The 17,522-nt window shown below is 43.9% G+C and carries 15 protein-coding genes and 4 pseudogenes; 13 read left to right on the top strand and 6 right to left on the bottom strand.

Features of this window, described 5'->3' with window-relative positions; translation table 11 throughout:
- The 5 genes and pseudogenes from M1E86_RS16000 to M1E86_RS15980 form a co-directional block, all read right to left on the bottom strand.
- A complete protein-coding gene (locus M1E86_RS16000; protein WP_213913093.1) occupies window positions 1–282 on the bottom strand; it encodes a hypothetical protein in 282 nt (93 codons plus the stop codon).
- Window positions 260–553: pseudogene (locus M1E86_RS15995) on the bottom strand (DUF932 domain-containing protein); the annotation flags it as partial. The gene M1E86_RS16000 and the pseudogene M1E86_RS15995, both read right to left, overlap by 23 nt.
- A pseudogene (locus tag M1E86_RS15990) lies at window positions 474–940 on the bottom strand (antirestriction protein). The pseudogenes M1E86_RS15990 and M1E86_RS15995, both read right to left, overlap by 80 nt.
- A 91-nt stretch (window positions 941–1,031) precedes the next feature.
- A pseudogene (locus M1E86_RS15985) lies at window positions 1,032–1,496 on the bottom strand (GTPase family protein); the annotation flags it as partial.
- Window positions 1,497–1,592: 96 nt separating this feature from the next.
- Complete coding sequence (locus M1E86_RS15980; protein WP_213913092.1) at window positions 1,593–2,819, bottom strand: MFS transporter; 1,227 nt, start codon at window positions 2,817–2,819, stop codon at window positions 1,593–1,595.
- A gap of 540 nt (window positions 2,820–3,359) precedes the next feature.
- Between M1E86_RS15980 and M1E86_RS15975 the strand changes: the two genes are divergently transcribed.
- Entirely contained in the window at window positions 3,360–3,515 is a 156-nt protein-coding gene (locus M1E86_RS15975; RefSeq protein ID WP_213913091.1) for a hypothetical protein, read from the top strand.
- A gap of 11 nt (window positions 3,516–3,526) precedes the next feature.
- On the opposite strand, the pseudogene M1E86_RS15970 reads toward M1E86_RS15975, so the two are convergent.
- Window positions 3,527–4,641, bottom strand: a pseudogene (locus tag M1E86_RS15970) (IS3 family transposase).
- 215 nt (window positions 4,642–4,856) lie between these two features.
- Between M1E86_RS15970 and hypF the strand changes: the two are divergent.
- The 12 genes from hypF to hypE all read left to right on the top strand — a co-directional run bounded on the left by hypF (window position 4,857) and on the right by hypE (window position 17,521).
- Entirely contained in the window at window positions 4,857–7,151 is a 2,295-nt protein-coding gene (hypF, locus tag M1E86_RS15965) for a carbamoyltransferase HypF (RefSeq protein ID WP_213913090.1), read from the top strand.
- A gap of 590 nt (window positions 7,152–7,741) precedes the next feature.
- Complete coding sequence (gene hybO, locus M1E86_RS15960) at window positions 7,742–8,860, top strand: hydrogenase 2 small subunit (protein WP_213913089.1); 1,119 nt, start codon at window positions 7,742–7,744, stop codon at window positions 8,858–8,860.
- Between the two features lie 2 nt (window positions 8,861–8,862).
- Window positions 8,863–9,849 (top strand): hydrogenase 2 operon protein HybA, encoded by a 987-nt coding sequence (gene hybA, locus M1E86_RS15955; protein ID WP_213913088.1) that lies wholly within the window; start codon window positions 8,863–8,865, stop codon window positions 9,847–9,849.
- Window positions 9,833–11,020: a Ni/Fe-hydrogenase cytochrome b subunit gene (gene hybB, locus M1E86_RS15950; RefSeq protein ID WP_213913087.1), complete on the top strand. Its 1,188-nt coding sequence runs from the start codon at window positions 9,833–9,835 to the stop codon at window positions 11,018–11,020. Before hybA ends, hybB begins: the two co-directional genes overlap by 17 nt.
- Window positions 11,017–12,720, top strand: a complete 1,704-nt coding sequence (gene hybC / locus M1E86_RS15945) for a hydrogenase 2 large subunit (RefSeq protein ID WP_125890380.1) — start codon at window positions 11,017–11,019, stop codon at window positions 12,718–12,720. The genes hybB and hybC overlap by 4 nt, the downstream gene beginning before the upstream one ends.
- Window positions 12,720–13,214 (top strand): HyaD/HybD family hydrogenase maturation endopeptidase, encoded by a 495-nt coding sequence (locus M1E86_RS15940; protein ID WP_213913086.1) that lies wholly within the window; start codon window positions 12,720–12,722, stop codon window positions 13,212–13,214. The genes hybC and M1E86_RS15940 overlap by 1 nt, the downstream gene beginning before the upstream one ends.
- Window positions 13,207–13,698, top strand: coding sequence for a hydrogenase-2 assembly chaperone (gene hybE / locus M1E86_RS15935; protein ID WP_213913085.1), 492 nt, complete (start codon window positions 13,207–13,209; stop codon window positions 13,696–13,698). The genes M1E86_RS15940 and hybE overlap by 8 nt, the downstream gene beginning before the upstream one ends.
- The gene (gene hypA, locus M1E86_RS15930; protein WP_102137877.1) at window positions 13,691–14,032 is read left to right on the top strand and encodes a hydrogenase maturation nickel metallochaperone HypA; all 342 of its coding nucleotides are present in this window, start codon (window positions 13,691–13,693) and stop codon (window positions 14,030–14,032) included. Before hybE ends, hypA begins: the two co-directional genes overlap by 8 nt.
- Window positions 14,033–14,122: 90 nt before the next feature.
- Window positions 14,123–15,121: a hydrogenase nickel incorporation protein HypB gene (gene hypB / locus M1E86_RS15925; RefSeq protein WP_213913084.1), complete on the top strand. Its 999-nt coding sequence runs from the start codon at window positions 14,123–14,125 to the stop codon at window positions 15,119–15,121.
- A complete protein-coding gene (gene hybG, locus M1E86_RS15920; protein ID WP_125890717.1) occupies window positions 15,112–15,408 on the top strand; it encodes a hydrogenase maturation factor HybG in 297 nt (98 codons plus the stop codon). Before hypB ends, hybG begins: the two co-directional genes overlap by 10 nt.
- Window positions 15,392–16,504, top strand: a complete 1,113-nt coding sequence (gene hypD, locus M1E86_RS15915) for a hydrogenase formation protein HypD (protein ID WP_426099154.1) — start codon at window positions 15,392–15,394, stop codon at window positions 16,502–16,504. The genes hybG and hypD overlap by 17 nt, the downstream gene beginning before the upstream one ends.
- On the top strand, window positions 16,505–17,521 hold the full coding sequence (gene hypE, locus M1E86_RS15910) for a hydrogenase expression/formation protein HypE (protein WP_426099153.1): 1,017 nt from the start codon (window positions 16,505–16,507) through the stop codon (window positions 17,519–17,521).
- Window position 17,522 lies beyond the last annotated feature (1 nt).

Below are 17,522 nucleotides of genomic sequence, written 5' to 3'. Positions count from 1 at the left end.
CTAATTCAACACATCCATGCTGACCTCTTCATCAGACATGATACGATCGGTTTCGTCTTCCCTAGAAATTACCAGTACACCTGCATCATTTTTGGAAAAATTGACAATGCCCGTATTGTAATCCAAATAAATGTATTGGCTTCTATTCGTTTTTGTATTGACGACCCAATAGTCATTGATAAATTCTACGCCATACTGTGGATCAGTCAGTATATTATCGTCAGTAATCAGTAGAGTGTGATTATTCAGTTTATCGATCCACATCCACTTTATGAAGTACACGCACTTCCCCCAATACATCGAAGTAAATCAGCACATTAGCGCAAACTTGACGAAATAATCCCGGTAACATTTGGTAGCTGCTGGAGCCATCATGGCTATTGAGCAAAATAATTTCAGGGACTTGGCTCCCCGTAATTTGGTCATGTCGCCGAAGTCGTAACATGTGCTTTGTATGCTCTCGACGGCTGACATCACGTACCCGTGTTTGGCAAGCAAAGAATGGATAAAAGCCTTCCTTTTGCAGGCTGTCTAACAAGGTAATGGTTGGGATGTTGTGAAGCGTAGTCACGGAGTTGATAAAAGCGGTCACACATCACTTCGCTTTCTATTTGGAATGACCTGATGCTGTACAGGATAAGACACACCCAATGCCTGCCGCTTCTTGACTCACCGTGGCTTCATTGCTGTTGTGCATGTTGAATAGGGTTAATGTGTCTGCGTTGATATCGGGGTAGATAAAGGCACCGCCATTACTGAGCATCCCGTACTCCCAGTAACCGCCATGATATTCATCACAAAACTGCCCCATCGTGGTGAAGACCACCACTTCAAAGGTGGCCCAGCCTTTTACTGTACCAAAATGGTTGAACCAAAAATCAAGGCGTTGCTCATCGGGAACGAGTGTCATTGCAATAGCGGATTCAGTTGCGTTATTCATAAATTGGAACTCCAATAAAAAGAAATAAAAAAGCGCCAATCCCGTTAAGGACTGGCGCTAGATGTCATCAATGTTGCATTAATTTAAGAAGCTAAAAGAACAGGCTCCACAGGGATTTAGCGACGGAGACGATGCTGTTTTTGACAGTGCTGATCGTATGTTTTATCAGTGGTGGTAAGGGAATGATATCGATTAAGATATCCACAATATCACTGATACATTGCCCAAAATCGTTACGTGCAGTGTTCTCCACCGATTGCGTTCGGTAAGTGCTGCTTAGTTGCCTAGCTACCCCACTACTAGCTTGTGCTGGTAACGCCTGTATTAATTGCTCTGCTAATTCAGTGAGCTGAAAACCTTCTGCCGCAGAAACCGTCATCACTGGATGGTGCGGTTTAAATGCTGTTATCACAGCTTGTTGCTTCAATTCTAAGTTAACCGCTTGTTCAGGAGATGGCTGGTGGCACTGTTCATCCCACTGGCGGCAGGGCTCTATCTTGTCGGCTTGGTTCAACACAAATAGAAAGCGGCTTGGTTGATAACCGCATTGCTCGGTACAGAGCTCCAACAAGTGACATGCTGATAAAGCATAGGTATCAATTTAGTATTAACATTCGATGGAGTAGTTGACCAGTACTGATTTGTGCCTAATTCAAGAGATATCACGGACGTTGTTTAGATGTCGAGTGCGAGCGTGTGTCAGATAATGCTTCAGCCTCGCAAAACCTAGCATACTGATGGTGGCGATAGCGACACCCGCTAATAATATAAGTAGAAATGCGTGACTGATATCGTAATGATCAATAATGATGCCCGCTAATGCCCCTCCAGAGGCCACTCCTGTCGTTATACCTGTTGACATCCAAGCTAGCCCCTCAGTGAGTCTTGATTGAGGAAGTAAAGAGGAACCAATATCCATGGCAATAATCATTGTCGGTGCGATTGTTAACCCGATAATAAAAATCGCAAGCCCCAACGCAGGAAGTGTATTGACGAACAAAGGCATCATGCTAGTGAGCATCATTAGTAAAGTGATATATAAAAACTGATTCTCAATTTCCAAATGAGTTTTCCATGCACCAAAAACTAATCCTCCAAATACAGCTCCAAGCGCGTATAGAGCAATAATTAAGCTGGCAGCATTGGGAGATTGATGTGCATTAGAAAAAGCAACGACAGCAACATCAATTGCACCGCCAATGATTCCCATTGCAACTAAAGCAAAAACAATGATTAGTATGCCAGGTGTTTTCAGTGCAGAGTCTTGCTGAACCTCTTTTTTTTGTACAAGAGCGGGTTCAGTTTTGTGTTGCAGAAGAAAGAGCAACACACCTGTGCATAGAAAAATAGTAGCGACCAGCGGGCCCGCTACTGAGTGGAAGCTAGTGCTTAAATAAATTGCTAGTGGGGGGCCCACAATAAAAATAATTTCAGCTACAACTGAATCTAGGGAGAATGCTGATTTTAGCAGCGGTTGACCGCGGAAAAGAAATGCCCATCTAGCTCGAACCATTGCAGTCATTGGGGGGCGAATGCCAGCAAGTGCTGAGAATATGAATAAAACCCAAGACCACGGTTGATAACAAGATGTAATTATTAAAGCAAGTAACATTGCCACGCTAAAGATAGTGACTATTGGTAATATTTTACGTTGGCCATGGCGGTCAACCAACTTTGAAATTTGTGGGTCAAATACAGCACAAGAGAATGAAAATGTTCCCGCTATAGCCCCTGCTAGCCAGTAGCTTCCTGTTTGCTGGACTAGCATGGTGATTATTCCGATACTGAGCATTGCCTGCGGTAATCGTGAGATAGTACTGGCAAATAATAAACCTTTAACGCCTGGGATCTGCAATATATTCTTATAAGATTTGAACACTGTTTCTCCGGCTACTAAGTAAAGATTGTATAAAAGTCTGTTTGGTTGAATATGAAGAAATTAGCTAAAAATACTAAAACAAAATTTTAACATACAGTCAACTGAAACATTAATATATTTAATGTAATTGGTGTATTCATTCGGTTTAACTTGGTGAAATCACTTATTATTTTAATCGTTTTGCTACTACATATACGTTAATAAGTATTTCTTTCTGTTAGTTACAACTTCCGCGGCTACCTTCTTTTGTTTTGATATATATATTTATTATAATTCAGTTGGATATGTTTTTTTTGTGTGTTTATGGAGGGCGTGTTCAATTAATTCAATTAAGGGCTATTGTTATTCAATCATTTAAATGAGTTTTTAATATTGATTATAAGATTTTAGCTGCATTAAAAATTCAAAATTTATCAAATTAACGTTATTTAAAATTGTATTAATATTTTGTTAACGTAATTAGATTGGTTTGTTAAAGGTTAAAGTATCTAATCAATCCTTGGCTTTCATCGTATTGTATGGAATATGGAAGAAGCTATCATGCAACAGAAAAAAACAAATCAAGAAAAAAATTTTACAACGTCTCTGCTACAGGGAGACGGTAAAAATGATTACGAAAAATATATGAGAATTAATTCGCTACTTTCACTACAGAGAGAAAAAAGTGAATGGATTTATCGTGATGAGTTACGGTAATCCTCCCTTTTTTAATGGAGATTAGCAGTAGAATTTTGAATTTGTTGTTGGTTTAACTTTTGCACAGGTGTTATACCACCAAGCCCCATGTTAGGCCGCTCGTGATTATAAGTCCATAACCACTGCGTCGCCTTATCTTGTAATTCCTGAATGTCATCGTAAAGATAATGGCTTAACCAATCATACCTCATCGTGCGATTAAAACGCTCTATATAAGCATTCTGCTGCGGATTTCCAGGTTGGATAAAGCATAATGTTATCTCATTTTGTACCGCCCAGTGAGCCAGCTTGTGACTGATATATTCAGGTCCGTTGTCACTACGTATACGATGGGGTTTTCCTCGCCACTCGATAATTTGATTTAACGAGCGGATGACTCGTTCAGCTGGCAATGAAAAATCAACATCAATCGTTAATCCTTCCCGGTTAAAATCATCAAGGAAATTAAAAAGGCGACAGCTACGCCCATCTGAAAGTTGGTCATGTATAAAGGCCATTGACCAACATTCATTGATATTTCTAGGTACGCTTAATGCTTCCGGCTTTTCTCGTTTAAGTCGCTTATGCGGCTTGATACGCAAGTTAAGAGATAACTCACAATAAATACGATAAACCCGCTTGTGATTCCATTTATAGCCTTTCACATTGCAAAAATACAAGAAGCATAAGCCAAAGCCCCAATTTCGTTATTTCTGTGTTAGCTCAATCAATTGCTCGGCAATCACTGCATTTTTATCGGATAAAATGGAATGATATCGGTAGCAGCTTTCACTCACACAAAAGGTACGGCAAGCCTGAGCAATATTCATCCGATTTTGCTTAACGGCTTCTTGGGCTAAATATCGACGCTCAGAAGCCTTTACCTCTTTTTTGCCATGGCTTCTTGGATCACTTCAGCCTTAAGCCTCTCTTCAGCATACATTTTTTTAAGCCGTCGGTTTTCTTCTTCCAACGCTTTCATTTTCGTCATTAAAGAGGAGTCCATGCTACCATATTTTGCCCGCCTTTTATAAAAAGTGGAGTTCCCCATACCATGTTCTCGGCAGAGTTGAGCAACAGGAACGCCGTGTTCAGCTTGCTTTAAAATAGAAATGATTTGAGCATCAGTAAAAGTTGTTTTTTTCATCACTTTCTCCTGAGTTTATTGTAAGAGAAAATTCTACTTATGAACTCGATTAATTTTAGGGGGGATTACCTATTGATATTTAATCTTATTTAGCATAATTAATGAGTGAAAGTTGGGCCTGTCAACGGCACTTCCACAACTTTTTTTGATCTCAAGTGAAGTTTTTTTTATGTTTTAGCGTGAAAATAGCCTCATAGTGGTAAGAGGGGATTTCAGTGAAAGGTGGCATACAGTTACGCATCAAGGGGAAAGTGCAAGGTGTGGGGTTTCGCCCCTATGTTTGGCAATTAGCACATCAATACCAACTTTTAGGTGATGTCTGTAATGATGGCGAAGGCGTGCTGGTTCGCTTATGTACTGGTTCAGAACCTACTGAATTTATTCAGTTATTGTACCAACACTGCCCGCCGTTAGCCCTTATAGAAAGTATTGAATCACAACCTTTTCAATGGGATACATTACCAATTGCATTTACGATCCGCCGTAGTGGTGAAGGCAAAATGGACACCCAAGTCATCCCAGATGCTGCCACTTGTGATGCATGCCAACAAGAGCTTTTTACCCCATCTAATCGACGTTTTCATTACCCGTTCACAAACTGCACGCATTGCGGCCCGCGTTTCACGATTATTCGTCGTATGCCTTATGACAGACCCAATACTGCAATGGCTGATTTTCCGTTGTGTTCTGATTGCTTAGAAGAATATCAATCTCCCGCAGATAGGCGTTTTCACGCACAACCTAATGCCTGTGCGGTGTGTGGCCCTGAAATTAAATTGTGCGACCCATCAGGAAAAACGATTGCAAATAATGAGAACGCATTACTCTTGGCAGCTCAGCAATTATTGGCAGGAAAAATTGTTGCTATTAAAGGGATTGGCGGTTTTCATCTTGCTTGTGATGCAAGCAGTGATGAGGCGGTAGAGGCTTTGCGTGTTCGTAAATGCCGCCCAACTAAGCCACTGGCGGTGATGATCCCATCACTGAATTGGTTAGAGCAGCACAATATGCCGCTGAGTGATGGCTTACGTGCATTATTAAAAAGCCCTGCCGCTCCGATTGTATTGATTAAAAATTGGAAAAATCCTGTATTAAGCCAATATATTGCACCAAATCTAGCGGAAATCGGTGTTATGTTGCCTTCTAACCCATTGCAACACCTATTGATGGCACAAGTTAATCGCCCATTAGTGATGACGTCAGGAAATGCATCAGGGAAGCCCCCTGTGTTGAGCGAGCAAGCTGCATTGGCTGATTTAGTGAATATCGCGGATGTTTGGCTCACTCATAACCGCGATATTGTCCAACGCGCGGATGACTCATTGGTGCGTTATCATGATGGACAAGCGGAAATGCTCCGCCGTGCACGGGGCTATGTCCCTGATGCGATTGACTTGCCTAAAGGATTTGAGCATTCCCCATCAATACTGGCTTTAGGGGCAGATCTTAAAAATACCTTTTGTTTATTGCGAGATAAAAGTGCAGTCATGAGTCAACACCTAGGCGACCTTGATGATATAGATATTTTTGAGCAATATCAGTCAGCTATTACATTATTTGAATCTATTTATCGTTTTACGCCAACCGCTATAGTCTCTGATATGCATCCGAATTATGTAAGTACGCGCTATGGCGAGGCGTTATCACAGCAATTACGGATCCCATTGATAAAAGTGCAGCATCATCATGCACATATTGCTGCGGTAATGGCTGAACATGGTTTGCCGCTAAACGGGAGCAAAGTCATCGGGTTAGCTCTCGATGGATTAGGGTATGGCGCTGACCACCGTCTATGGGGAGGTGAATGTTTATTGGTGGATTATAAATCCAGTCAATATCTTGGCGGTTTGCCCCCAGTTGCACTGCCGGGCGGAGAGCTAGCTTCTCGGCAACCATGGCGTAATCTCCTCGCACATTGTTTGCAATTTGTTCCCCAGTGGCAAGAGCAAGAGTGCGCCGCTGATTTAATGTCATTTCCTTGGCAGGGGTTACAAAAGGCAATTGAAAAAGGGATAAATAGCCCAACGGCTTCATCCTCTGGGCGGCTTTTTGATGCGGTTGCTGCAGCGTTAGGTATTTGCACAGCACAAACTCGTTGGGAAGGGGAGGCGGCTTGCCAACTGGAAGCGATTGCCATGAAATCACCCGTGAGCGTACATCCGGTCACTATACCATTAGTGGGGCAACAATTGGATTTACATACATTTTGGCAACAGTGGATGGCGTACTGTGCGCCTAAACCACAACGGGCACATGCCTTTCATGTGGCATTAGCGCAAGGTTTTACTGAGCTCGCAAGAAAATCCGCGAAGCAATATGGTACTAAGCAAATTGTTTTGTCAGGTGGCGTGATCCATAACCAATTGTTGAGAGAGCTAATCGTAAATAATCTACCTGAGTTCGATGTGTTATATGCAAAACAATTTCCCATGGGAGATGGTGGATTATCACTCGGACAAGTTACTATTGCTTCTGCGTTGTTAAGACCTAATATTGATATTGACGAATAATATTATATTAACACGGTTGTATATCTAACTATCTTTTTACAGTTTATTATTTTAATTTCCTATATTACTTCGTTGATATTGATTCTTATTCAGCATGTTATTTACTATATTAATATATTGATTTTTATTAATACTCATATTTCGCTTAATTAATTAAATTGAAATTACAAATCAAGGTATCGCAATGAAAATAAATGTATTTTTTATTTATGGTAATGTGATATATAACGCATTATTGAAAATAAAATTGGTTTATTTATATTTTTCCTCATTTTTAAATACCGTTTACTGAATCGATTTTTCTAGCAAATATATAAAAAAAAGAAAATTTCTTATTGCCTCTTGATGAAGATCAAATGATTTAGGAGCGGTAGGAATAGGATCCTATTTTATATTTATGCATCAGGTTAATTAAATAAGAATTTATTTCATTAGACTTGGTTTTGTTTACTTTTTAAATAGACAAATACAAGCCAAAGGTGTGTGCATCATTTGTACACAGGGCTTTGTAGTATCTATAACCTTAAGATAATAAACAGAATTTGCCTAATGAATAGGTTCTAAGCCACCCATAATAATAGGAAAAAAGAATGATAGGAGATAACTCTATTATTTCTTCTCATGGTATTAATCGCCGTGATTTTATGAAGTTATGTACAGCACTGGCAGCAACAATGGGGTTAAGTGGGAAGGCTGCCGCCCAAATTGCTGAATCTATTAGTGACCCAGCACGACCACCGGTCATTTGGATTGGTGCCCAAGAGTGTACGGGGTGTACGGAATCTTTACTGTGTTCTACCCACCCGACCTTGGAGAATTTAATTCTCGATACCATTTCATTGGAATACCACGAGGTGCTGTCTGCCGCCTTTGGTGAGCAAGTTGAACAAAATAAACATAATGCGATGGAGAAATATAAAGGGAAATATGTTTTAGTTGTTGATGGATCTATCCCATTGAAAGATGGTGGTATTTACTGCATGGTTGCAGGTAAACCGATTGTTGAGCATATTCGTGAAGTGGCTGAAAACGCTGCGGCCGTGATTGCGATTGGTTCTTGTGCTTCGTGGGGGGGCGTCGCTGCTGCAGGTGATAACCCAACAGGAGCCGTGGGTTTAGATCAAGTCATTAAAGACAAAACAGTTATCAATATTCCTGGTTGCCCACCTAATCCACATAACTTCCTTGCGACAGTCGCGCACTTAATTACGTTTAATCGCCCACCAAAACTGGATAGTAAAAATCGCCCAATGTTCGCGTACGGTCGTTTAATTCATGAACACTGTGAGCGTCGTCCTCATTTTGATGCGGGCCGCTTCGCAAAAGAGTTCGGTGATGATGGTCATCGTGAAGGTTGGTGTTTATACCATTTAGGTTGTAAGGGACCTGAAACGTACGGTAACTGCTCCACATTGCAATTCTGTGATGTTGGCGGTGTCTGGCCTGTGGCAATTGGTCACCCTTGTTATGGCTGTAATGAAGAAAATGTAGGGTTCCATAAAGCTATCCACCAACTAGCAAGTGTTGAAAACCCAACACCACGTGTGGATAAACCGGATGTGAATAACCGCGAAGGTGGCCAAATTTCATCTACAGCTGTGGGGTTAATTGGTGGTGTTGTCGGGTTAGTGGCTGGAGTCAGCGTGATGGCGGTACGTGAACTAGGCCGTCAAAAACGCCAACAAGATACTGACTCACGGGGAGAATAACCGTGAATAGACGAAATTTTCTGAAACTCTCCGCGGGGGGAGCATTACTTGCGGGAAGTTCCCCCAGTTTGGCGGGGCCCGAAAACCGCCCGCCGATCCCTAATTCTTTGGGGATGCTGTATGACTCGACCCTGTGTATTGGGTGCCAGGCGTGCGTGACAAAATGCCAAGATATTAACCACCCAGAACGTAACCCGGTCGGGGAACAAACTTGGTCAAATAATGACAAACTCACCCCTTATACCAACAATATTATTCAGGTTTGGAGCAGTGGAACAGGTGTTCATAAAGACCAAGAAAAAGATGGCTATGCCTACATTAAAAAGCAATGTATGCACTGTGTTGACCCTAATTGTGTGTCGGTTTGCCCAGTACAAGCGCTGAAAAAAGACCCAAAAACCGGCATTGTTCATTACGATGCTAGCGTATGTACCGGTTGCCGCTATTGCATGGTGGCGTGTCCATTTAATATCCCGAAATATGCCTACGATGACAAATTTGGTGCAATTCATAAATGCGAGTTATGTAACCAAAAAGGTGTCGAACGCTTAGACAAGGGTGGTTTGCCGGGTTGTGTCGAAGTTTGCCCAACGGGCGCAGTAATTTTTGGGACGCGGGAAGAATTACTCGCAGAAGCGAAAAAGCGTCTAACACTCAAAGTCGGTGATGAGTACGGTTATCCACGTCAAACCTTACACAGCAATGACCCGAATGTGATTAAAGTGCCGAAATATGAGTCCCATATTTATGGCGAACTTGAAGGCGGTGGTACACAAGTTATTGTTCTTTCTGGTGTGCCATATCAAAATCTTGGGCTACCTGAGTTAGAACAGTTGTCCACAGGGGCGCGTTCTGAATATGTGCAGCACACACTTTATAAAGGGATGGTATTGCCGCTTGCAGCGTTGGCAGGGTTGAGTTTCTTGGTGTACCGCAATACTAAAAATGATAAACACGAAGGAGATGACTCAAATGACGACGCATCATAAAGAGCAGCCGCTAGGCGGGCGTTTAGTCAGTTGGCCAATCATGGTCTTTGGGCCATTGGTGCTGATTTGTGTCATCTTGATTGTTAAACGCTTGGTCTTCGGTTTGGGCTCAGTTTCTGACCTAAATGGTGGCTATCCTTGGGGGATTTGGATTGCTTTTGACTTACTAATTGGTACCGGTTTTGCTTGTGGCGGTTGGGCACTGGCTTGGGCGGTGTACGTATTTAACCGCGGTGAATATCATCCGTTAGTGCGCCCCGCATTATTAGCCAGCTTGTTCGGTTACTCTCTCGGTGGTTTGTCCATCACTATTGACGTAGGCCGCTACTGGAACTTGCCTTACTTTTACATCCCCGGTTTCTTTAACACCAATTCGGTGCTGTTCGAAACCGCAGTGTGTATGACGATTTATATCGGGGTGATGGCATTAGAGTTTGCCCCCGCACTGTGTGAGCGCTTTGGTTGGAAGGTTTCGTTAAAACGTCTGAATAAAGCGATGTTCTTTATTATTGCTCTTGGCGCATTACTGCCAATGATGCACCAATCATCAATGGGTTCATTGATGATTTCGGCGGGGTATAAAGTCCACCCTATTTGGCAAAGTTATGAAATGCTGCCACTACTCTCATTACTGACTGCATTCATTATGGGCTTTTCCATCGTGATTTTCGAAGGGTCATTGCTCCAAGCCGCGTTGCGGGGGCAAGGCGCTGATGAACGGCCACTGTTTGTTCGTATCACTCGGATCTTGCAGGTATTGTTAGTGCTGTTCTTGGTCTGCCGTTTCGGTGAACTAATTTATCGGGACAAGTTGCACCATATCTTCAATACCGATTTCTACGCCATGATGTTCTGGATAGAAACCGCATTAATGGTTTTCCCATTGGTTATTTTCCGTATGCCATCACTGAGAAATGATTCTCGGTGGTTATATATAAGTGGTTTAAGCATATTGATTGGTGCGGCTATGTGGCGGATGAACTATTCCCTCGTTGCATTTAACCCTGGGGGCGGATACGACTACTTCCCAACAACAGAAGAGCTTTTAATTTCAATAGGTTTTGTGGCAATAGAGGTATGCGCTTATATCTTATTGATCCGCTTATTACCTGTTATTCCAGCATTGAAAAAAACAACGATGAGCCATTCAGAGGCCCGAGGTAAAGCATGAGCCAACGTATAACAATAGACCCAGTCACTCGTATCGAAGGTCACTTACGCATTGATTGTGAAATTGAAGATGGAAAAGTCACCAAGGCTTGGGCTTCAGGCACGATGTGGCGTGGTATGGAAGAGATAGTCAAAGGGAAAGACCCCCGTGATGCCTGGATGATTATGCAGCGCATTTGTGGGGTTTGTACCACGGTGCACGGTATTGTGTCGGTACGCACTATTGAAAGTGCTTTAAATATTGATGTGCCAGTGAATGCGCAGTATATCCGTAATATGATTTTAGCCGCGCACACCATTCAAGACCACATAGTCCATTTTTATCAATTATCTGCATTAGATTGGGTGGATATCACCTCTGCACTGAATGCAGACCCAAATAAAGCAGCAGAAATCTTGAAAGGCGTTTCGACGTGGCCATTGAATAGCCCAGAAGAATTCACGCGAGTTCAAGATAAAATTAAAAAATTGGTTGCCAGTGGGCAATTGGGTATTTTTGCTAATGGGTATTGGGGGCACCCAGCGATGAAGCTGTCGCCTGAGGTAAACTTAATTGCCGTGGCCCACTATTTACAAGCCCTTGAATGTCAGCGAGATGCTAACCGTATTGTGGCGTTATTAGGCGGGAAAACACCGCATATTCAAAACCTTGCAGTTGGTGGTGTGGCAAACCCTATTAACCTTGATGGTGTCGGGGTTCTGAACCTTGAACGTTTGATGTATGTGAAATCCTTTATTGACCGTTTAGGGGATTTTATTGAGCAAGTGTATAAGATTGACGCAGCAGTGATTGCCGCGGGCTACCCTGAATGGCTCGAAGTCGGTCAAGGCGCGAAACATTACATGTGTATGCCTGAAATGCCAATGGACGGTAAAAACGGAAGTTTCCTCTTACCGGGTGGCTATTTGGAAAACAGCGATTTTAGTACTTATCGCCCCATTACGAGCCATATGGATGAGTATTTGATCAACGGCATCAAAGAAAGTAGCAAACATGCATGGTACAAAGAAAATGAGCCACAGGCTCCATGGGAAGGCACCACCAACCCAGATTACACCGGCTGGGATGATGACGGTAAATATTCATGGGTAAAAGCCCCAACTTTTTATGATAAAACCGTCGAGGTTGGGCCGCTTGCTGACTTGTTGTGTAAATTAGCCGCCAAACATGAACCGACAGAAAAACACTTTAATGATGTAGTAAACCTGTACCAAACACTGACGGGCAATACGATTAGTGTGGATCAATTGCATTCCACATTGGGTCGAATTATCGGTCGTAGCGTTCGCTGCTGTGTGCTGAATGAAACTCTGTCTATTCAATGGCAAGCGCTGGTCGATAACATAGGAAAAGGCGATTACACCACGTTTGTGAAACCACATTTCCCTGAAAATGCCACGATTAAAGGGGTAGGTTTTGGGGAAGTCCCACGTGGTTTATTGTCGCACTGGGTTGTGATCAAAGACGGTAAAATTGAAAATTATCAAGCGGTAGTGCCATCCACTTGGAACTCAGGTCCGCGTAATTTTAATGATGAACCAGGACCTTATGAGCAAGCATTGGTAGGAACCCCTATAGCTGACCCCGCTAAACCCCTTGAAGTGGTGCGAACCATTCACTCATTTGACCCTTGTATGTCTTGTGCAGTGCACATTGTTGATCCTGAAGGTGGTGAAGTCACTAAGGTTAAGGTGCTGTAATGCGTATTTTAGTCTTGGGTGTTGGCAATATTTTGCTGAGCGATGAAGGCGTTGGGGTACGCATCGTAGAGGCTTTAGAGCAGCGCTATCACCTGCCTGAATGCGTGGAAGTGCTAGATGGTGGAACCGCAGGAATGGAACTGATTGGCCCGATGGCAGATAGAGACCATTTGATCATTGCCGATGTCGTGTTATCAAGCCAGCAGGCTGGCTCGATTTTAGTCTTGCGCGATGACGAAGTTCCTGCACTGTTTACGCGTAAAATCTCACCGCATCAACTCGGTTTATCAGATGTGCTATCCGCTTTGCATTTAACCGATGAATTCCCACAGCGGCTAACATTAGTTGGCGTTGTACCTGAGTCCCTCGAGCCGCATATCGGCTTGACGGCAACCGGGCAGGCCGCTTTAGAATCTGCGTTACAAAAGGTTATTGAGGTTTTGCGAAGCGAAGGCTTGGAAATCATAGCGAAAGAAGAGAGTTTGCATGCCTGATGACATCTTAGGTTATGACACTAACCCTCGGCCTCTAGTTGAGGCCGCATTTACGCGAGTTGCTGAACAATCGATGCATGATTTGTCATTTTTGCATCCGACTATGCCTGTGCACGCCAGTGAGTTTGCCCTGTTTGAAGGGCAGTGGGTTGGCGCGGTGATCACGCCATGGATGCTCAGTGCGATTATTCTACCGGGGCCTGAACAATACTGGTCTCGTCGCGTGGTCGGTGACAAGGTTGGGTTAATCCTCCCCTATGGTGAAATGACCTATACCGTGGGTGAATTAGACGGTTTAACCCAATATTTTGCGTGTTCATTAATGTCGCCATTAGAAAAGAAAATGACACCAGAACAAGGTATTCACCTAACGGATGATTGCCAGCGAATATTGTTATCGCTTCCAGTAAGTGACCCAAATATTCCTCAAGCACCTGAACGCAGAGCATTGTTTACCCGCCACTTAAGGGGGCAGGATGCATGAAGTTTCGTTATGCCAAAGTACGATAGAAATTATTGAACAGCAGGCGAAAAAAAATGCAGTTAACCGAGTCACTGCTGTTTGGCTTGAAATCGGTGCGCTCTCTTGTGTCGAAGAGAGTGCCTTTCGCTTCAGTTTTGACGTCGTTTGCCGTGGTACGGTTGCAGAAGGCTGCCAACTTCACATCATTTACCAGCCTGCACAAGCATGGTGTTGGGATTGCAGTGAAATAGTGGAAATAGACAGCCATCAATCAGTTTGTCCATGCTGTCAGGGGTTGAACCTGAAAGTGGAAAGTGGGGAGAGTTTACGCATCAAAGAGTTGGAAGTGGAATAGCTTTTTGAGGTGAGCTTGAGGTGTATCAACCAGACTCTATGGATTATGTATTAATCTAATTTAACAATTTAGCTGTTGGGAGTGAAACTTATGTGCAGTACTTGTGGATGTGCATCGGGAGAACGCAAAATCGAGGGTGATGACCATCACGGTCATGCTCACGACCACCATCACGGTCACGACCATCATCATGATCATGAACCTCATGGGCAAACCGTGATTATTCATCACCATTACTATCATCATGGTGATGTCCACAACCATTATCACCAATATGAGCCCGCACCTGCTGAAAGCAAGTCTAAAAAGCATAAACACAAACATAAGCACAAACATATTTACCAAACCGCTGAGGCAAGTTTTAAACCGGCTGGAGAGCACCATGACCTTGATTATGGCCACGGTGAAGCAGGTACACATGCACCGGGGATCAGCCAGAAACGCATGCTACAAATTGAAATGGATGTGTTAGATAAAAATAACCATCTGGCAGAGCATAACCGTAACGATTTTAACCAGAAGAATATTTTAGCGCTAAATCTCGTTTCTAGCCCGGGTTCGGGAAAAACCACCTTATTAACGGAAACGCTGTTAAGGCTGCGTGACAAAATCAATTGCGCAGTGATTGAAGGTGACCAACAAACCACCAATGATGCACAGCGGATCCGCGAAACGGGTGTGCCTGCGATTCAAGTGAATACAGGAAAAGGCTGTCACCTAGATGCACAAATGGTGCACGATGCAACAGCACGTTTAGAGTTAGCAGATAACAGCTTGTTATTTATTGAAAATGTGGGGAATCTTGTGTGCCCTGCTAGCTTTGATTTGGGCGAGCGCCATAAAGTGGCGGTGCTGTCGGTCACGGAAGGGGAAGATAAACCCCTCAAATACCCACATATGTTTGCGGCAGCAGATATCATGTTGCTGAATAAAATTGATTTATTGCCTTATCTACATTTTGATGTTGAAGCCTGTATTGCGAATGCCAAACAGGTGAATCCCAATATCCAAGTTATCCAAGTGTCTGCGACATGCGGCGAAGGGATGGATGCCTGGCTGGCATGGTTGGAGACACAGCTATGTGCTTAGGTATTCCGGGCAAAATAGTTGCCGTTGGTGAAGACATTCACCAACTCGCTCAAGTGGATGTTTGTGGTGTAAAACGCGATGTGAATATTGGCCTCATTTGTGAAGGAGAAACCGCAGATTTATTAGGCCAATGGGTACTGGTACACGTCGGGTTTGCCATGAGCATCATCAATGAAGAAGAAGCGCAATCCACTTTGGATGCGTTAACCGCGATGAGCCAGCTAGACCACGAGGTCAGCGATTTTAGTGGTTTAAATGCAGGAGCAACAGATGCAGTACGTCGATGAATTTCGCGACCCTGTTCTTGCAAAAGCGCTATTAGCGCGTATTCATCAACGGGTGAATGAAATACCCCAAGCAAAACGGCGCCCATTACAACTCATGGAAGTGTGTGGAGGCCATACCCACGCGATTTTTAAATTTGGTATTGACCAGCTATTACCCGCCGAAATTGAATTTGTTCATGGGCCCGGTTGCCCTGTGTGCGTTTTGCCAATGGGGCGAATTGATGGCTGTATCGAAATAGCGCAGCGCCCAGAGGTTATCTTTTGTACTTATGGCGATGCAATGCGTGTGCCGGGAGAAAAGGGCTCTTTACTTGACGCCAAACACAATGGGGCAGATGTCCGTATCGTTTATTCACCGCTAGATGCCTTGGCATTAGCAGAGCAGCACCCTCATCGGCAAGTGGTTTTCTTTGGTTTAGGCTTTGAAACCACCATGCCAAGCACGGCAATCACCTTGCAGCAAGCGAAACGCCGCCAATTAGCAAATTTTAGTGTATTTTGCCAGCACATTACCATTATCCCAACGTTAAAAAGCTTACTAGAACAGCCGGATGTCCGCATTGACGGCTTTTTAGCACCGGGACACGTGAGTATGGTGATCGGGGCGCATCCCTACCAATTTATTACCGAAGACTTTCATAAACCCTTGGTGGTCACAGGGTTCGAACCCTTAGATATTTTGCAGTCGTTAGCCATGCTAGTTGACCAAATCGCTGATGGCCGTTGTGAGGTAGAAAACCAATATAAACGTGTTGTGGCCGATAACGGTAACGTATTGGCACTGAAGGCGTTAGAGGAAGTTTTTGAACTTAAACAAACCAGTGAATGGCGCGGGCTGGGGGAAATAGCAGGTTCAGGGGTTCAATTAACTGAAGATTATCAGTTTTTTGATGCAGAGAGACGTTTTCAGGTACAACCCCATAAAGTGGCGGATGACCCGCAAGCACGTTGTGGAGAGGTGTTAACCGGGCGCTGTAAACCTAACGAATGTACGTTGTTTGGGCGCCGTTGTACGCCACAAACCGCTTTTGGCGCACTAATGGTTTCTTCTGAAGGCGCCTGTGCAGCTTATTACCAATATCGTCGGGAGGTATAAATGAGTAATCATGTGGTGACGATGGCACGTGGTAGTGGTGGGCAGGCCATGCAGCAATTGATTGAACAGTTGTTCTTGCAAGCATTTGCTAACCCAGCGTTGAATGAGCGGGAAGACCAAGCTCGGCTAGCACTGGCTGAAATGACCGCATTGGGCGACCGCTTAGCATTCAGTACCGACAGTTATGTCATCGACCCGATTTTTTTCCCGGGTGGTAATATTGGCAAACTGGCGGTATGCGGCACGGTCAATGATGTAGCCGTCAGTGGGGCTATTCCAAAATATTTGTCCTGCGGTTTTATTTTGGAAGAAGGTTTTCCGCTGTCTGAATTACAAATGATTGTCGAGTCGATGGCTGCAACAGCAGCAGCGGCTGGCGTGGCTATTGTGACAGGCGATACCAAAGTGGTACAGCGCGGTGCGGCAGACAAAATCTTTATCAATACCGCGGGTATTGGCGTGATCCCGCCCCATATTCAGTGGGGGGCTCAGCACATTCAAGCGGGGGATAAAGTGATTGTTAGCGGTACGTTGGGTGACCACGGCGCGACTATCTTAAACCTGCGTGAACAACTCGGATTAGAAGCAGAGCTTTGCAGTGATTGTGCGGTATTAACACCTTTAATCGCTCCGTTACGTGAAATTGATGGCGTTCGTGCTTTACGTGATGCGACCCGAGGGGGCGTGACGGCTATTTTACATGAGTTTGCGCAGGCAAGTGGCTGCGGGATAGCGATAAATGAGGGGGATTTACCTGTCTCTTCAGCAGTTAGGGGCGTGTGCGAACTATTAGGTTTAGAGCCGTTAAACTTTGCCAATGAAGGCAAATTAGTGATTGTGGTGAAACCTGAAGCGGAAAATGCGGTGCTTGCTGCACTACACCAGCACCCATTAGGGAAAGATGCGACTACGATTGGTTGTGTCACCGAACAGAAACAAGTCAGATTAGTTGGGATCTTCGGGACATCAAGGTTATTAGATTTACCTCACAGCGAGCCTTTGCCACGTATTTGTTAAT

It is taken from the genome of Providencia sp. PROV200 (genome assembly GCF_049901995.1).
Classification (GTDB): Bacteria; Pseudomonadota; Gammaproteobacteria; order Enterobacterales; family Enterobacteriaceae; genus Providencia; species Providencia rettgeri_E.
The sequence above is the reverse complement of the archived record's forward strand: the minus strand, read 5'-3'. Positions and strand labels throughout refer to the sequence as shown.